The organism is Streptomyces sp. CGMCC 4.7035, assembly GCF_031583065.1.
In the GTDB taxonomy this organism is placed as follows: Bacteria; Actinomycetota; Actinomycetes; order Streptomycetales; family Streptomycetaceae; genus Streptomyces; species Streptomyces yaanensis.
In genome coordinates, this window is the sequence record NZ_CP134053.1 from 6,908,512 (window position 1) to 6,924,618 (window position 16,107).

The 16,107-nt window shown below is 70.6% G+C and carries 15 protein-coding genes and 1 tRNA gene; 9 read left to right on the forward strand and 7 right to left on the reverse strand.

The annotated features are described in order from the left end of the window. Positions 1-44: 44 nt before the first annotated feature. Positions 45-611: a GPR1/FUN34/YaaH family transporter gene (locus Q2K21_RS30350; RefSeq protein ID WP_310777354.1), complete on the reverse strand. Its 567-nt coding sequence runs from the start codon at positions 609-611 to the stop codon at positions 45-47. A gap of 264 nt (positions 612-875) precedes the next feature. Further along, on the reverse strand, positions 876-1,403 hold the full coding sequence (locus Q2K21_RS30355) for a universal stress protein (protein ID WP_310777358.1): 528 nt from the start codon (positions 1,401-1,403) through the stop codon (positions 876-878). 345 nt (positions 1,404-1,748) lie between these two features. Between Q2K21_RS30355 and Q2K21_RS30360 the strand changes: the two genes are divergently transcribed. The 4 genes from Q2K21_RS30360 to Q2K21_RS30375 all read left to right on the forward strand — a co-directional run bounded on the left by Q2K21_RS30360 (position 1,749) and on the right by Q2K21_RS30375 (position 4,689). Then, positions 1,749-2,069: a hypothetical protein gene (locus Q2K21_RS30360; protein ID WP_310777360.1), complete on the forward strand. Its 321-nt coding sequence runs from the start codon at positions 1,749-1,751 to the stop codon at positions 2,067-2,069. Between the two features lie 377 nt (positions 2,070-2,446). Beyond that, a complete protein-coding gene (locus tag Q2K21_RS30365) occupies positions 2,447-3,679 on the forward strand; it encodes a helix-turn-helix domain-containing protein (protein ID WP_310777363.1) in 1,233 nt (410 codons plus the stop codon). A gap of 220 nt (positions 3,680-3,899) precedes the next feature. Beyond that, on the forward strand, positions 3,900-4,502 hold the full coding sequence (gene orn / locus Q2K21_RS30370) for an oligoribonuclease (RefSeq protein ID WP_310777366.1): 603 nt from the start codon (positions 3,900-3,902) through the stop codon (positions 4,500-4,502). A gap of 114 nt (positions 4,503-4,616) precedes the next feature. Further along, a tRNA-His gene (locus Q2K21_RS30375) sits at positions 4,617-4,689 on the forward strand. 101 nt (positions 4,690-4,790) lie between these two features. Here Q2K21_RS30375 and Q2K21_RS30380 read toward each other — a convergent pair. Further along, positions 4,791-5,180 carry a VOC family protein gene (locus Q2K21_RS30380; protein WP_310777369.1) on the reverse strand — a complete coding sequence of 130 codons (390 nt, stop codon included), beginning with the start codon at positions 5,178-5,180 and terminating at the stop codon, positions 4,791-4,793. Between the two features lie 45 nt (positions 5,181-5,225). On the opposite strand from Q2K21_RS30380, the gene Q2K21_RS30385 reads away from it, so the two are divergent. Further along, a complete protein-coding gene (locus tag Q2K21_RS30385; protein WP_310777371.1) occupies positions 5,226-5,726 on the forward strand; it encodes a GNAT family N-acetyltransferase in 501 nt (166 codons plus the stop codon). A gap of 98 nt (positions 5,727-5,824) precedes the next feature. On the opposite strand, the gene Q2K21_RS30390 is transcribed toward Q2K21_RS30385, so the two are convergent. Then, positions 5,825-6,880, reverse strand: coding sequence for a LacI family DNA-binding transcriptional regulator (locus Q2K21_RS30390; protein WP_310777373.1), 1,056 nt, complete (start codon positions 6,878-6,880; stop codon positions 5,825-5,827). Between the two features lie 433 nt (positions 6,881-7,313). Here Q2K21_RS30390 and Q2K21_RS30395 point away from each other — a divergent pair, with 433 nt between their 5' ends. From Q2K21_RS30395 to Q2K21_RS30410, 4 genes are all read left to right on the forward strand, one after another. Beyond that, positions 7,314-8,639: an ABC transporter substrate-binding protein gene (locus tag Q2K21_RS30395; RefSeq protein ID WP_310777376.1), complete on the forward strand. Its 1,326-nt coding sequence runs from the start codon at positions 7,314-7,316 to the stop codon at positions 8,637-8,639. Between the two features lie 5 nt (positions 8,640-8,644). Continuing rightward, positions 8,645-9,655, forward strand: coding sequence for a carbohydrate ABC transporter permease (locus tag Q2K21_RS30400; RefSeq protein WP_310777380.1), 1,011 nt, complete (start codon positions 8,645-8,647; stop codon positions 9,653-9,655). Between the two features lie 11 nt (positions 9,656-9,666). Beyond that, positions 9,667-10,569 carry a carbohydrate ABC transporter permease gene (locus Q2K21_RS30405; RefSeq protein WP_310777383.1) on the forward strand — a complete coding sequence of 301 codons (903 nt, stop codon included), beginning with the start codon at positions 9,667-9,669 and terminating at the stop codon, positions 10,567-10,569. A gap of 179 nt (positions 10,570-10,748) precedes the next feature. Beyond that, positions 10,749-12,176: a GH1 family beta-glucosidase gene (locus Q2K21_RS30410; protein WP_310777386.1), complete on the forward strand. Its 1,428-nt coding sequence runs from the start codon at positions 10,749-10,751 to the stop codon at positions 12,174-12,176. A 204-nt stretch (positions 12,177-12,380) separates the two neighbouring features. Here Q2K21_RS30410 and Q2K21_RS30415 read toward each other — a convergent pair whose 3' ends face one another. From Q2K21_RS30415 to Q2K21_RS30425, 3 genes are all read right to left on the reverse strand, one after another. Then, positions 12,381-13,856 carry a glycoside hydrolase family 18 protein gene (locus Q2K21_RS30415; RefSeq protein ID WP_310777389.1) on the reverse strand — a complete coding sequence of 492 codons (1,476 nt, stop codon included), beginning with the start codon at positions 13,854-13,856 and terminating at the stop codon, positions 12,381-12,383. 110 nt (positions 13,857-13,966) lie between these two features. Next, positions 13,967-15,364: a sensor histidine kinase gene (locus Q2K21_RS30420; protein ID WP_310777392.1), complete on the reverse strand. Its 1,398-nt coding sequence runs from the start codon at positions 15,362-15,364 to the stop codon at positions 13,967-13,969. Next, positions 15,361-16,065, reverse strand: a complete 705-nt coding sequence (locus Q2K21_RS30425; protein ID WP_310777395.1) for a response regulator transcription factor — start codon at positions 16,063-16,065, stop codon at positions 15,361-15,363. The genes Q2K21_RS30420 and Q2K21_RS30425 overlap by 4 nt, the downstream gene beginning before the upstream one ends. Positions 16,066-16,107: the final 42 nt, after the last annotated feature.

Sequence of the window (16,107 nt, forward strand, 5' to 3'; positions counted from 1 at the left end):
CTTCGCTCGAACAGGGGGACCTCCATCCCCGGCCTGGCGCTGCGTCAGCCGGCGGCCGTCACCCCCCGGCCGGCAGCGCGTCGCGGCAGGGCCGTGGGCCACTTGGCCAGCACCGCCGTCGCCGCGTACCAGGCGACCGCGCCCGCGGCCACCGCGAACCAGCCTCCCGCCTTGCCCAGCGAGTCGTTGTCCGCGAAGCGCGCGATGGCCAGCAGGAGCAGCGAGACGAAGAACAGCCCGTAGGTGCCCTGGTCGAGGACACCGCCGGCGGCACCGAGCGTCAGGCTCAGCGCGACCAGGGCGAACAGCAGGAGGAAGAGTCCGGCCGCGTTGTCGGACATCTGGTTGCCGGCCGTGACGGCCCAGGTGAACCACAGGGCCCCGAGCACCGAGAAGGCCGTACCGGTGACGGTGTCGCGGTCGCGGAGAGCGAGCAGGCCGGCGAGGAACAGGGCAACTCCGCCGACATAGTGGGCAAGTGACACGGCGCCGGCCGCCGTCACGCCGTCGATCACCTTGGTGGATCCGAGACCGAAGGCCAGCAGGGTGATGCCCAGTGCGAGTCGGCCGACGATCGAGGTGGTGCTTCCCGCAGAGACGTCGTTGTCCACGGCGGGCTCCCTTCTTGTCCTGCATATACGGTTGTGCGGTGACCGATATATGCCCTTCACAAGGGCACAAACACCTCTGCGCGCAAGGAGATTCGGGTAACTTCAGCCCGTCTGGGGGTCCCCCTGCTCGAAGAGCTTGGGGGGGAGATTGAGGACGAGGCCGTCAGGCCGAAAGGGGGTCTGGGGCGCAGCCCCAGGGACGGTAAGGGAAGGGGCGGCGGGGGCGCACCCACTCACCGCACCACCAGCCCGGCAGGTGCCAGGTCAGGGAATGACGATCACCGGCCGCTGAGCACGCTTGGCCAAGCGCCCCGCGACCGATCCGAAGATGCGGCCCACGATGCCGTGCGTGGAGCCCACGACGATCGCGTCCGCCTCGTACTCCCGCCCCACCTCTTCGAGTTCGTGGCAGATGTCACCACCGCGCTCGACGAGGATCCAGGGCACTTCGGCCAGGTAGTCCGCGCAGGCCAGCTCCAGCCCGAGGACCTCCGTCCGGTGGTCCGGCACATCGACGAAGACCGGCGGCTCGCAGCCCGCCCACACCGTGGTGGGCAGCCGGTTGGCGACGTGGACGATGATCAGGCCCGAGCGGGAACGGTGGGCCATGCCGATCGCGTACGCGAGGGCACGCTCGCTGGAGGTCGAGCCGTCGAAGCCGACGACCACACCATGCTTGAAGGCGGGGTCGCAGGACGGGCGTGACTCTTCCGCCGCCAAGGGCTCGGCCGCCGTGGGATCGGCGACGGGGCGCTTGCGGTCCGCGGGATCGAAGAATTCGTGTCCGGCCATGGATGTCTCGGCGTTGTGATCCTCGTGGGTGGGACGACACTGTGCGGCGGAGCTGTGTCCGGGAATCATCTTCCCAACCCCATACCCCCAAGGGTACGGCGGCACGCCTCCTTAGCCCAGATCCCGCGCATTCCGCACGGGGTTCCAGGGAGCATGCACGAGGGGGCGCCCGTAACGCAATGGTTGCTGCCCCGTACAGGCGGTTTGCACAGGGTTCACCCAGGAAACAGAGGGCGGCGCCCGGGGCCCGGAGGCGGCCGGGGAGCGCACTCCGGAGCGCCCGGCAGTGACCGACCGCTCGAACAGGCGTTGAATCCGGTGACCCACCGCCCCAGGGAGCACACCGTGTCCGGACCTCGTACCGCCCCTCCGAAGCGCCCCGCGACGGACACCGCGAGCGACGTGGTCCGCTGGGCCGCCTTCAGCTGCGTCCCGGTCCCCGTGGTCCTCGTCTGGTACGGCACGTCGATCGCCGAAGCGATCAGCGCCACGCTGGGCTTGGCGGCCGTCACCTGGGTGTGCCGGGTGCTGCTGCGGGAGTCCGAGCGGGGTGCGGCACGGCTGCCGGCGGAGGAGCGCGCCCCGCACCGCGGACGGCACAGCGGGACCGGGGCGGGGGCGCACAGGGGCGGTCGGCACAGTGGGGGAAACACTCCGGTCGACTGACCGGTTTCCGCGCACTCCCCCGCTTGTTTTCAGCCAACTTCTCAACCCCGTGCATCTCGGGGTCGAACGACCCCCCACCCCCCGTTCGACCTGCGCCGAAAGGGCCTCCGAGGGCTCGTGCACCCTACGTGGATTGGCCACTGGGACGAGGCGCACTTCCCTGCACGGCCCACGAGTGCAACGCTTCGTGATCGAATGCTTCACGCCAAGTTGCCATGTCGACAATGTGCCGGATGGTGAACTGGTCACGCCGGCACCACGGGACACAGTAGATTCGATCATGACTGTCTACGGCGGGGGACTCGTGCAGGACCGAGGGGAAACGTGCAGGAGCGACACAACCGAGGAGCCGCGACCACCAAGGGGGGCTTAGCAGGATGAGCCACGACTCCACTGCCGCGCCGGATGCCGTGGCCCGGAAGCTTTCCGGGCGACGCCGCAAGGAGATCGTCGCGGTGCTGCTGTTCAGCGGCGGCCCCATCTTCGAGAGTTCCATACCGCTTTCGGTGTTCGGGATCGACCGCCAGGACGCCGGAGTGCCGCGCTACCGACTGCTGGTGGCCGGCGGCGAGGACGGCCCGCTGCGGACCACAGGGGGCCTGGAACTCACCGCGCCGTACGGGCTCGAGGCGATCTCGCGGGCAGGCACCGTAGTCGTGCCGGCCTGGCGGTCGATCACCTCGCCGCCACCGGAGGAGGCGCTCGACGCGCTGCGCCGGGCACACGAAGAGGGCGCCCGCATCGTCGGGCTGTGCACCGGTGCCTTCGTACTGGCCGCCGCCGGACTGCTCGACGGGCGGCCGGCCACCACACACTGGATGTACGCGCCGACGCTGGCCAAGCGCTATCCGTCGGTGCACGTCGATCCGCGCGAGCTGTTCGTGGACGACGGAGACGTGCTGACGTCGGCCGGTACGGCGGCCGGCATCGACCTGTGCCTCCACATCGTGCGCACGGACCACGGCAACGAGGCGGCGGGCGCGCTCGCCCGGCGCCTGGTGGTCCCACCGCGCCGCAGCGGCGGCCAGGAGCGCTATCTCGACAGGTCTTTACCCGAGGAGATCGGCGCCGACCCGCTCGCGGAGGTCGTCGCCTGGGCGCTGGAGCACCTCCACGAGCAGTTCGACGTGGAGACGCTGGCGGCGCGCGCGTACATGAGCAGGCGGACGTTCGACCGACGCTTCCGCTCGCTCACCGGCAGCGCACCGCTGCAGTGGCTGATCACCCAGCGGGTGCTCCAGGCGCAGCGGCTCCTGGAGACCTCCGACTACTCGGTCGACGAGGTCGCCGGGCGCTGCGGCTTCCGCTCCCCGGTCGCGCTGCGCGGGCACTTCCGGCGCCAGCTGGGCTCGTCGCCGGCCGCGTACCGGGCCGCGTACCGGGCACGCCGCCCGCAGAGCGACCGGTCGGGGGACACGGACGGCCCCGGAGGCCCACCGGTTCCGCAGGTGCCGCAGGAGGCCGCCGCGGTACCGCTGCAGACCCGCCGCACGGCGGCCGCGAGCGCGCTGGGCTCCACGGCGTCGCTGTCCACGGACCACGGCAAGCACGTCCCCGAGCTGTACGCGGCGGGCCGTCCGAGCCTGCCGGGGCAGCGCAGCGCGCAGTAGTGCCGTAGCACCGCCGTATCGCGCACCGCCGAGGACGGGCGGGGTCGCGCAGTCGTACGTACGACTCGTATGACTGTGCGATCCCGCCCGTCCTCCGTGTTCCCAGGGCTCTCCGGCGGCCCGCCCCACGCCATCCCGGGCCGTCCCGCGTGCGCTCGTACCGGTCCTCCCACGTGCACGGACGGTCCGTACGGCCCGCACGGGCCATAAGGTGGGACACATGAACGATCGCATGGTGTGGATCGACTGCGAGATGACCGGACTCTCGCTGTCCGACGACGCGCTCATCGAGGTGGCCGCGCTGGTCACCGACTCCGAGCTGAACGTACTCGGCGAGGGGGTGGACATCGTGATCCGGCCGCCGGACGCGGCGCTGGAGACGATGCCGGAGGTGGTGCGTCAGATGCACACCGCCTCGGGACTGCTCGACGAGCTGGCGGCCGGCACGACGCTCGCCGAGGCCGAGGAGCAGGTCCTCGCCTACATCCGGGAGCACGTCAAGGAACCGGGCAAGGCCCCGTTGTGCGGCAACTCCGTCGGCACGGACCGCGGCTTCCTGACCCGTGACATGCCGACGCTGGAGAACTACCTCCACTACCGGATCGTGGACGTCAGCTCGATCAAGGAGCTGGCGCGGCGCTGGTACCCGCGGGCGTACTTCAACAGTCCCGAGAAGAACGGCAACCACCGGGCGCTTGCCGACATCCGCGAGTCGATCGCGGAGCTGCGCTACTACCGGGAGGCGATCTTCGTACCGCAGCCCGGCCCCGACTCGGAGACGGCACGCACGATCGCTGCCAGGCACGTGGTGCCCGCGCGCTGACGACCGGGCTCGACGGGGCCCGGGAGGGCCCCGGAGAAACGCGGGCGCGAGCACCCCTTCGGACCCTGTACACTTTTTCTCGGCCGGTCGGGGAAAACCGAAAAGCCGGTCATGGTGGGTGTAGCTCAGCTGGTAGAGCACCTGGTTGTGGTCCAGGATGTCGCGGGTTCGAGTCCCGTCACTCACCCTGTGTAGTCAGCCGGTGACCCGTGCAGAACGGGTCACCGGCTGAACTGTTTCCGGGGCGGGCCCTGCCTCTCAAGGCTCAGGTCCCGCCCTGTCCGGCGGTCAGTCCTCCGTGCCTCGCCCGGTGTCGATGACACAGAAGCGGTTGCCGTCGGGGTCGGCGAGCACGGCGAAGTCGGCGTCCTCGGGATCCTCGGGATACAGGTCCCAGTCGACGCGCCGCGCGCCGAGCGCGACGAGCCGCTCGACCTCGGCGGCCTGGTCGGCGGCGTCACCCGCGTACAGATCGAGATGCACGCGCGGATGCTCCTGTACGGGCGTCTCGCTCAGCCCCAGCGACAGCCGGGGCCCGGCGGCTCCGCCCGGCGGCACGAGCACGACCCAGTCGTCCTCGATCTCGTCCCGCGGCACATAGCCCAGCGCCTCCATCCAGAACGCGGCGGCCCGCCGCACGTCGGACACCCCCACAACGACGGACCCGATACTCAACATGCGCCGATTCTGACGCACAGCCGCCGACGTGGAGGGGACAACAGAATGCTCACCCCCGAGCCGATCCGCACCGCCCGCCTGGACCTCCTCCCGCTCCGCGTCGAACACGCCGAGGAGATGGCCGAGGCCCTGTCCGACCCCGGCCTGCATGAGTTCATCGGCGGCACGCCGTACTCCCCCACGGCCTTGCGCGCACGCTACGAGGTCCTGGTCGCCGGCTCCCCCGACCCGGCCCTCTCCTGGTGCAACTGGGTCCTGTGGCTGCGCGAGGCGTCCCGTCTCGTGGGCACGGTCCAGGCGACGGTCACGGGCGGAGACGCGGAGATCGCATGGGTGGTGGGGACGCCGTGGCAGGGGAGGGGGCTGGCCAGGGAGGCGGCACGGGGGCTGGTCGACTGGCTCGGACAGCGGCACGTGACCACCGTCATCGCCCACATTCACCCGGACCACCGGGCATCGGAGTCCGTCGCGGCGGCGATCGGGCTGATACCGACGGATCAGCGGCAGGACGGAGAGGTCACATGGCGGTCGCGGCTGCCGAGTTGACGCTCCGCCGCCGTGGGACTCGACCCGCCCCGACCGTGTCCGCCCCGGCCACGGCCCGCCACGCGTCCGCGAACTCCCTCAGGCATGCGAACCGTTCCTCAGGAAGAGTCCCGCTCCACCAGTTCCGTCGGCAGGACCACCTGGCGGCGGTCCAGGCCGCGGGAGGCCGCCGGGCGGCGGTCCGCGATCTCGTCGAGGAGCAGGTCGATCATCGCGCGGCCCATCTCCTCGATCGGCTGGCGCACGCTGGTCAGGGGCGGGTCCATGTGGCGGGCGATCGCCGAGTCGTCGTAACCGACCAGGGCCACGTCGTCGGGTATGCGGCGGCCCTTCTCGCGCAGCACCTGGCGCGCGCCCGCCGCCATCACGTCCGACTCCGCGAACACCGCGTCCAGGTCCGGGCGGCCGGCCAGGAGTTCCGCCATCGCCCGGCGGCCGCCCTCCTCGGTGAAGTCACCAGGGACGATCAGGGCCTCGTCCACCTCCCGGCCCGCGTCCCGCAGAGCGTCCCGGTAGCCGTCGATGCGCCGCTGGGCGCCGTACACGTCGAGGCGACCGGTGATCGTGGCGATGTTCGTACGACCGCGGGCGATCAGGTGCTCGACCGCGGAGCGGCCGCCGCCGTAGTTGTCGGAGTCCACCGACGGCAGCGTCTCGCGCTCCGAGCGGGGGCCGCTGATCACGGCCGGGATCTCCAGCTGGGCGAGGAGGTCCGGCAGCGGATCGTCCGCGTGCACCGAGACCAGCAGGACGCCGTCCACCCGGTGCGCCGCCAGATACTGCGCCAGGCGGCGCCGCTCACGGTCGTTGCCCGCGAAGATCAGCAGCAGCTGCATCTCCGTCTCCGACAGCTCGGCGCCCACGCCCTTCAGCATGTCCGAGAAGTACGGCTCCGCGAAGAAGCGGGTCTCCGATTCGGGGACGACGAGGGCGATCGCGTCCGTACGGTTGGCGGCCAGCGCCCGGGCCGCCGTGTTGGGTACGTAGCCGAGCTCCGCGACCGCCGCCTCGACGGCCGCGCGTGTCGCGTCGCTGACCCGTGGCGAACCGTTGATCACCCGGGAGACCGTGCCGCGGCCCACACCCGCCCGTGCGGCGACCTCCTCCAGGGTCGGCCGCCGGCCGCTCCGGCCCCGCGCTCCGTGGCCTGCCATGGTCGCCTCCCGTCACACCACGCGCTCCGCGCTTGGCCTGGAATCTAACAGTCCAGCCCGTGGACATGGGCCTGATACCGGCGCCGACCCCGCTATGGGCTGCCGCCCCGGCCCTACGTCTGTCCTCGATCACCGGGCGGGACGGGCGGCGCACCGCTGACACGAGCCACTCCGCCCCTCCTTCGCCTCCCACCGGCCTCGCCGCCCGGCGTTAGTTAACAGGCCGATAACTGAAGACGCTTCTCTCCGTCACCTCCCTTGACACCCCCGCCCGGACCCACGACTCTTCAACACATCACTTGTGGGAGCGCTCCCACGCCACCTGACACATAAACAACCCGCACGTTCCCCGCCCGAGCCGCAGCGAGAAACACACGGGCCCAGCAACGAAGTTGGCCGGGGGGTCGGCACGTCAGGGCAACAGGAGGACGACATGCGTGCACGTACCCGAACCGCCCACCGGGCGGTCGCCCTCGCGGCCGTCACCGCGCTGGGCGCCGGGCTGCTGGCCGGCTGTGCCGACGACGGCGGAGACAAGTCCGGCTCGTCGTCGGACAGCGGTGGCAGCGGCAAGACCACGATCAGCCTCGGTCTTTTCGGCACCTTCGGCTTCAAGGAGGCCGGCCTTTACGCCGAGTACGAGAAGCTCCACCCCAACATCAAGATCACCGAGAACGTCACCGAGCGGAACGAGAACTACTACCCGGCGCTCGTCAACCACCTCACCACCGGCAGCGGTCTGCAGGACATCCAGGGCGTCGAAGTCGGCAACATAGCCGAGGTCGTCGGCACCCAGGCGGCCAAGCTCACGGACCTCTCCAAGGTTTCGGGCGTGAACAAGAGCGACTTCCTCGACTGGAAGTGGGCGCAGGCCACCACCAAGGACGGACAGACGATCGGCCTCGGCACCGACGTCGGCCCGATGGCGGTCTGCTACCGCAAGGACCTCTTCCAGGCGGCCGGTCTGCCCACCGACCGCACGGAGGTCGGCAAGCTGTGGTCCGGCGACTGGAGCAAGCTCGTCAGCGTCGGCGAGCGGTACCAGAAGAAGGCGCCGAAGGGCACCACCTTCTGGGACTCCCCCGGCGGTCTGCTGAACGCCGTCCTCAGCAGTGAGAAGGAGAAGTTCTACGACTCCTCCGGCAAGGTCATCTACAAGACGAACCCGGCCGTCAAGAGCGCCTTCGACCTGACCGCGGACGCCGCCAAGAAGGGGCTGGTCGGCGCCCAGACGCAGTTCCAGCCGACCTGGGACCAGACGATCGCCAACGTGAAGTTCGCCGCGATGGCCTGCCCGCCGTGGATGCTCGGCTACATCAAGGGCAAGTCGAAGGCGGACGCCAAGGGCAAGTGGGACGTGGCCGTCGCGCCCAAGTCCGGCAACTGGGGCGGCTCCTTCCTGACCGTGCCGAAGACCGGCAAGCACGTGAAGGAGGCCCAGGAGCTGGCCGCCTGGCTGACCGCGCCCGCGCAGCAGGCGAAGCTGTTCAAGGTCCAGGGCAGCTTCCCGAGCGCGCAGACCGCGTACAACTCGCCCGAAGTCACCGGCGCCAAGAACGAGATGACCGGTGACGCCCCGATCGGCACGATCTTCGGCGAGGCCGCCAAGTCCAGCCCGGTCCAGATCATCGGCCCGAAGGACCAGATCATCCAGCAGGGTCTGACCGACAACGGCGTCATCCTCGTGACGAAGGGCAAGTCGGCCGAGGAGGCCTGGAACACGGCCACGAAGACCATCGACAACAACCTGGAGAAGTGACCGGCATGGCCACCCGGCACGACACCGCCGCGCCCCCCGCGAAGGAGGGGGGCGCGGCCCCGGGCCGCCCGCCCGCCGTACCCACGGAGGCGGAGCAGCGGCGCCGCGCCCGCCTCTCCCGGCGCTGGCAGCGGGACCTGCGCTGGAGCCCGTACGCGTTCGTCTCGCCGTTCTTCCTGCTCTTCATCGCCTTCGGCCTGTTCCCGCTGGTCTACACGGCCTGGGCCTCGCTGCACACGGTGGAGCTGACGGCGCCCACCGACATGGAGTGGGCGGGGCTGCGCAACTACACCCGGATCTTCGACGACGACTTCTTCTGGAACGCGGCGAAGAACACCCTGACCATCGGGATCATCTCGACCGTCCCGCAGCTTCTGATGGCGATGGGCCTGGCCCACATCCTCAACTACAAGCTGCGCGCCTCGACCTTCTACCGGGTCGTGATGCTCGCGCCGTACGCGACGTCGATCGCGGCCGCCTCGCTGGTGTTCGTGCTGCTCTTCGGGCGCGACTACGGCATGATCAACTGGGCGCTGCACTTCGTCGGGATCGACGCCATCGACTGGCAGAACGACAAGTGGCCCTCGCAGATAGCCGTCTCGTCGATCGTCATCTGGCGCTGGACGGGCTACAACGCGCTGATCTACCTGGCGGCGATGCAGGCCATCCCGCAGGACCTGTACGAGTCGGCGGCCCTGGACGGTGCCAACCGCTGGCAGCAGTTCTTCCACGTCACGCTGCCCCAGCTGCGGCCGACGATCCTGTTCACGGTCGTCGTGTCGACGATCGGCGCCAGCCAGGTCTTCGGTGAGCCGCTGCTGTTCGACGCGAACAAGGGCGCGTCGGGCGGCGCCGAGCACCAGTTCCAGACGCTGGGTCTGTACCTGTACGAACAGGGCTGGGTGAACCAGCACCTGGGCCGGGCCTCCGCGATCGCCTGGACGATGTTCCTGATCCTCATCGTGATCGGGATCGTCAACTACGTCATCTCGCGCCGGTTGCGCGCCAGCAGTTAGGAGAACCGGCCGTGACGACGACCCTGACGAAGCCCGAGGAGAAGACCCGGGAGCCCAAACGCGTCCGCCGGCCCAAGGCCGCGCGCGCCGGCGGACAGCTCCACGCCGGTCCCGTGGCGTACGCCATCCTGATCCTGTTCAGCATCGGCTCGCTGCTCCCGCTGGTGTGGACGGCGATCGCCGCCTCGCGCAACAACAACCGGCTCGCGCAGACACCCCCGCCCTTCTGGTTCGGGTCGAACCTGTTCAACAACCTGGAGATCGCCTGGAACGACGCCAATCTGGGCGAGGCGTTCTTCAACACCACGTTCGTGGCGGGCGTTTCGGCGGCGACCATCGTCTTCCTGTCGACGATCGCCGGGTTCGCCTTCGCCAAGCTGCGGTTCAAGGGCAAGGGTGCCCTGATGCTGATCGTCATCGGCACGATGATGGTCCCGCCGCAGCTCAGCGTGATCCCGCTGTACATGATGGTCGCCAAGCTCGACTGGACCGACCAGTTGCAGGCAGTGATCCTGCCGTCGCTGGTGAGCGCGTTCGGGGTGTTCTTCATGCGGCAGTACCTGATCCAGGCGCTGCCGGACGAGATCATCGAGGCCGCCCGCATGGACGGCGCGAGCAGCTGGCGTGTGGTGTGGCACGTGGTGTTCCCGGCGGCCCGTCCCGCGATGGCCGTCCTGGGCATGCTGATGTTCGTGCAGACGTGGAACGACTTCCTGTGGCCGTTCCTGGTCCTGACCCAGAACGGCAACCCGACTGTGCAGGTCGCGGTCGCGGGCCTGGGCCGCGGCTACACTCCCGACCAGTCGCTGATCATGGCGGGCGCGTTGCTCGGCACGCTGCCGCTGCTGCTGGTCTTCGCGATCTTCGGCAAGCAGATCGTGGGCGGCATCATGCAGGGCGCCGTCAAGGGCTGACGCCCCGATCCAAGGGGGTCGGGTCACCGCAGCCCCGGCCCCCTCCCCTCTCCCCTCCCCCACCATCCGTCGGTCTCGCCGACCGACCGTCGGCCTCCCCGACGCCAGTCGGTTTCCCGACCGGCTGTCGGCTTCCCCGACCACCGTCGGCCTCCACGACCTCCTATGGGAGCGCTTCCATGCCTGAGCAAGTCACGCCGGTTACTTTTCCCCCCACCTTCCTCTGGGGCTCGGCGACCTCCGCGTACCAGATCGAGGGAGCGGTGCGGGAGGACGGCCGCACCCCCTCCATCTGGGACACCTTCAGCCACACGCCGGGCAAGACGGCCGGCGGCGAGCACGGTGACATCGCTGTCGACCACTACCACCGCTACCGCGAGGACGTCGCGCTGATGGCCGAGCTGGGCCTCGGCGCATACCGCTTCTCGATCTCCTGGTCGCGAGTGCAGCCGACGGGCCGGGGTCCCGCGGTGCAGCGGGGCCTGGACTTCTACCGCCGCCTGGTGGACGAACTCCTCGCCCATGACATCAAGCCGGCGATCACCCTCTACCACTGGGACCTGCCGCAGGAGCTGGAGGACGCGGGCGGCTGGCCGGAGCGGGACACGGCGCTGCGGTTCGCCGAGTACGCGCGGATCGTGGGCGACGCGCTCGGCGACCGTGTGGAGAACTGGATCACGCTCAACGAGCCGTGGTGCAGCGCGTTCCTCGGCTACGGCTCCGGGGTGCACGCCCCGGGTCGCACGGACGCTGCGGCCTCGCTGCGCGCTGCCCACCACCTGAACCTGGCCCACGGCCTGGGCGCCTCCGCACTGCGGTCGGTGATGCCGGCCCGCAACTCGGTGGCCGTGAGCCTGAACTCCTGCCCGGTGCGGCCGCTGTCGCAGGACCCGGCGGACCTGGCGGCGGCCCGGAAGATCGACGACCTGGCGAACGGCGTCTTCCACGGCCCGATGCTGCACGGCGCGTACCCGGAGACGCTGCTCTCGGCGACGTCGTCGATCACGGACTGGTCGTACGTCCAGGACGGCGACCTGGAGAAGATCAACCAGCCGCTGGACGCGCTGGGCCTGAACTACTACACGCCCACGCTCGTGTCGGCGGCCTCGCCTGCGGACGCGAGCGGTCCGCGGTCGGACGGTCACGGCGCCAGCTCGTACTCCCCCTGGCCGGCCGCGGACGACGTGACGTTCCATCTGACGCCGGGCGACCGCACGGAGATGGGCTGGTCGATCGACCCGACGGGCCTGCACGAGCTGATCATGCGCTACACGCGCGAGGCCCCGAACCTGCCGCTGTACATCACCGAGAACGGCGCGGCGTACGACGACAAGCCGGATGCGGACGGCCGTGTGCACGACCCGGAGCGGATCGCGTACCTGCACGGCCACCTGTCGGCGGTCCGCCGCGCGATCACGGACGGCGCGGACGTACGCGGCTACTACCTGTGGTCCCTGCTGGACAACTTCGAGTGGGCCTACGGCTACGGCAAGCGGTTCGGAGCGGTGTACGTGGACTACGCGACGCTGGAGCGCACCCCGAAGTCGAGCGCGCACTGGTACGGGCGGGCGGCGCGGACGGGGGAGCTGCCGCCGCTGCAGGACTGACCGACCGACGGGGTCGGCCGGGGGGGGGCCGACCGTCCGACGGGGGCGGCCGACCGGGGACGGCTGTACGGGGCGCGGCACTGGAGGGAGGTGCCGCGCCCCGGGTCAGAGGCTGCCCGGGGACGCGAGCCACTGGGTCGACTGCCCGGTGACCGAGGAGGCGGCACCGTGAGCATTCGTGGGGTGCGTAGACCCGTGCCCGCCTTACTTGTAGGCGCCGAACGCCTTCGAGAAGGCGGACTTGTCCTGGACGATCGAGCTGCACGTGGCGTCCGCGGACGGCTTGGCACCGCCGTCGCACTGCTTGTCGCGCGTGGCCGACCACATCGACAGCCAGCCCAGGCCCTTCGACTTGGCGAAGTTCACCAGCTGAGTGGCGTCGTCGACCTTGAAGATCTCGGTGGAGACGTCGTTGACGCCGATCATCGGGGTGACGGCGACCGTCTTCCAGGCCGCGCTGTCGGTGAGGCCCAGCACGCTCTTGATCTGCGCCTGCGTCGCGGTGGCCGCCTGCTCGGCGTATGTGCCCATGTCGCCGCTGTAGGAGGCGCCGTAGTCCATCGCCATGATGTTGACGGCTGCGATCTTCACACCGTTGGACTTGGCGTTGGAGAGCAGGTTCACGCCGTCCTGGGTCAGGCCCTCGGGCATGACGGGGAGGGTGAACGACACGTCCAGGTTCGGGTGTTGCTGCTGGAGCTTGGCGATGGCCTGGGCGCGCCGGGTGTTCGCGGCCGTGTTGGGCAGCGCGCCGCCCTCCACGTCGAAGTCGACCTTGGTGAGTCTGTACGCGTCCACGGCCTTCCCGTACGCCGTCGCCAGCGCATCCGCCGAGGAGCACGTCGTCGCCAGCTCCGAGCCGGAGGCGCCGCCGAAGGAGACGCGGACGTCGCCGCCCTTGGCGCGCAGGCCGCCGATCTGTGCCGCCACCGCGTCGCTGCCGAGGTCGCTGACACCGCCCCACTTGGGCGTGCAGCCGCCGCCGTCGGTGATGAAGGCGAGGTTGTAGTTCTTCACGCCGGTCGCGTCGGCGGCGGCGAGCAGGTCGAAGGCCGGGTAGAGGGACGTGTCGACGTACGGGGAGAAGCCGGCGCTCGTCGTCGTTCCGGTGCCGGAGGTCGGGGAGGCGGTGGGGGACGGGGTGGAGGTCGCCGGGGTGGTCGGAGTCGGTTTCGCCGTCGGAGTCGCGGTCGGGGTCGCCGTCGGGGTCGGGGACTCGGTCGGGCGGCCGCTCGGCTGCGGTGTCGCGCCGTCGTCGGCGGAACACTTCGCGCCGTCGATGAGACAGCCGGTCGGGTCGCCGGAGCCGGTGACGACGAAGCCGACCGTCACCGACTCGCCCGCCGCCAGCCCGTCCTTGTCCCACGACGGCGGCGTCACGGTGACGTGCTGCCCGCTCACCGACGACGTGCCGTCCCACAGGGAGTTCAGCTTCGCGCCGGAGGGCAGGTCGAACCGCAGCGTCCAGTCGGCCTTGGTCTGGCCGCTGTCGTTCGTGATGACGTACTGCGCGGTGTAACCCGTCGACCATGCGCTGGTCTTCGTATACACGGCGCCGACCCCGGCGGCGTGCGCCGTGCCGGTGAGCAGGAGCGCTCCGCCACCGACCACGGCCGCGGCCACCACGCCGCCTATCGCCTTGTTCCGACCGCTGACCTTACGCCGGTGCGTGCTGCTCATCGCGTGCCTGCCTTCGCTGCTCACGGGGGGTGGGATGCGGCAGCACGCTAGCGATCCGGAATCGGTCAAATCGCTTGATCCGGACGGGTATTGAGGATCTTAGGGTGCGCTTAAGGAAGGGATCGGGGGCGGTTAAAGGTAGAGACCAATTTGCCGGTCCGGCGCCGGCGTACGCGATGCCCCCGCCGCACCGGGGCGCGCCCGTCCAGCTGTATCCAGATCCGCACTTCCGTGCCGCCCAGCACCGACGAACCGATCCGTACGTCCCCGCCGGTCGACTCCGCGAGCCGGCGCACGATGTCCAGGCCCAGGCCCGTCGAGCCGTCGCTGCCCGAGCCGCGGCCCCGGGCCATCGCCGCCTCCGCGTCGAGGATGCCCGGCCCGGCGTCGGACACCAGCACGATCACGGCGTCCTCGCCGTTGTGCACGTCGACCGCGAACGCGGTGCCCTCCGGGGTGTGCCGGAAGACGTTCCCGAGCAGCGCGTCGAGGGCGGCCGCCAGGTCGGCGCGGGCGACGGGTATGCGCACCGGCCGGTCGGCCCCGGCCACCCGCCACTTGCGGCCCTCGTCCTCTGCCAGCGCCGACCAGAACTCCATCCGCTCGCGCACCACCTCCGCCGCGTCGCACCCGGCGCCTGGCCCCGCCGCCGCGGTCTGCGGCTTCGCCTCCCGCGCCGTACGGATGATCGTGTCGACCTCGCGCTCCAGCTGTGCCACCGCTTCCCGGGTCTGCTCGGCGGCCGGGCCGTCGCCGAGCGAGGCCGCGTTCAACCGCAGCACGGTCAGCGGCGTGCGCAGGCGGTGGGACAGGTCGGCCGCCAGTTCCCGTTCGTTCGCGAGGAGTTGGACGACCTGGTCGGCCATCGAGTTGAACGCGACCGCCGCCAGGCGCAGTTCGGTCGGCCCTTCCTCCGGTACGCGCGCCCCGAGCTGTCCCTCCCCCAGTTCGTGCGCGCCCTCGACCAGGCGCTGCGCGGGCTGCACCATGCGCACACCGAGCCGGTCGGCGACCGCCACCGAGCCGATGACGAGCGCGACGCCGACCGCGGCGAGCACCGCCCAGGCCGTGCCGACACCGTTTGTCACCTCGGACTCGGGCACGTACACCTCGACCACGGCGATCGCGCCCGAGCTGAGCGCAGTGGGCTGGAGCAGCGTCGAACCGCCCGGGACCTCGGCGGTGGAGGCCCGGCCCAGTCTGCGTGTGGTCGCGATGTCCTTGTCGGCGGCGCGTCGGCGACCGATGTCGACCGCCTTCGTGCCGTCGCCCGCCGGGATGTGCACGGCGATCCCGTCGTCCGGTCCCGCCGAGGCGACGACCCGCTCCAGCTCGTCCCGTTCGGTGGTGATGGACAGGGCGGGCGCGATCGCGGCGGCCTCCCGCTCTGCGTTCGAAAAGGCCCGGTCGCGCGCCATCTCCTTGATGACGAGCCCGAGTGGGACCGCGAAGGCGACCACGACCATCGTGGTCACCGCGACGCACACCTTGACCAGTGCCCACCTCATGGCAGCGGCTCCGTCCTCGGTGGTTCGAGCTTCACTCCGACGCCCCGCAGGGTGTGCAGATAGCGGGGCCTCGCCGCCGTCTCGCCCAGCTTCCGTCGCAGCCAGGAGAGATGGACGTCGATGGTCTGGTCGTCCCCGTACGACTGCTGCCACACCTCGGCGAGCAGTTCCCTGCGGGGGACGACGACGCCGGGGCGGCCGGCGAGGAAGGCGAGCAGGTCGAACTCACGGCGGGTCAGTTCGAGCCGCACGCCGTCCAGTTCCGCGTGGCGGCGCAGGGGGTCGATGGCGAGGCCGCCGACGCGGAGGACCGACGGCGGTGCGGTGTCCGCGGCGGCCGCGCGGGAGCGGCGCAGCACCGCCGCGATCCGTGCCGACAGGTGCTCGACCGAGAACGGCTTGGTCAGATAGTCGTCCGCGCCCGCGTTGAGCAGGCGGACGATCTCCGTCTCGTCGTCGCGCGCGGTGGCGATGATCACCGGCACCTCGGTGATGCCGCGCAGCATCTTCAGCGCCTCCGACCCGTCCAGGTCGGGCAGCCCGAGGTCGAGGATCACGACATCGAACGAGAGATGGGCGACCTCGCGCAGCGCCTCAAGTGCGGTGCCGACGCTGCGCACCGTGTGCCCGGCCTCGGTCAGATGCCTGATGAGAGCCGAGCGTACGAACTGGTCGTCCTCCACGACGAGCACACTTGCCATGGGCGGCACCGTACGCCATGCGAGTGAGGCCGACCGGGGCCT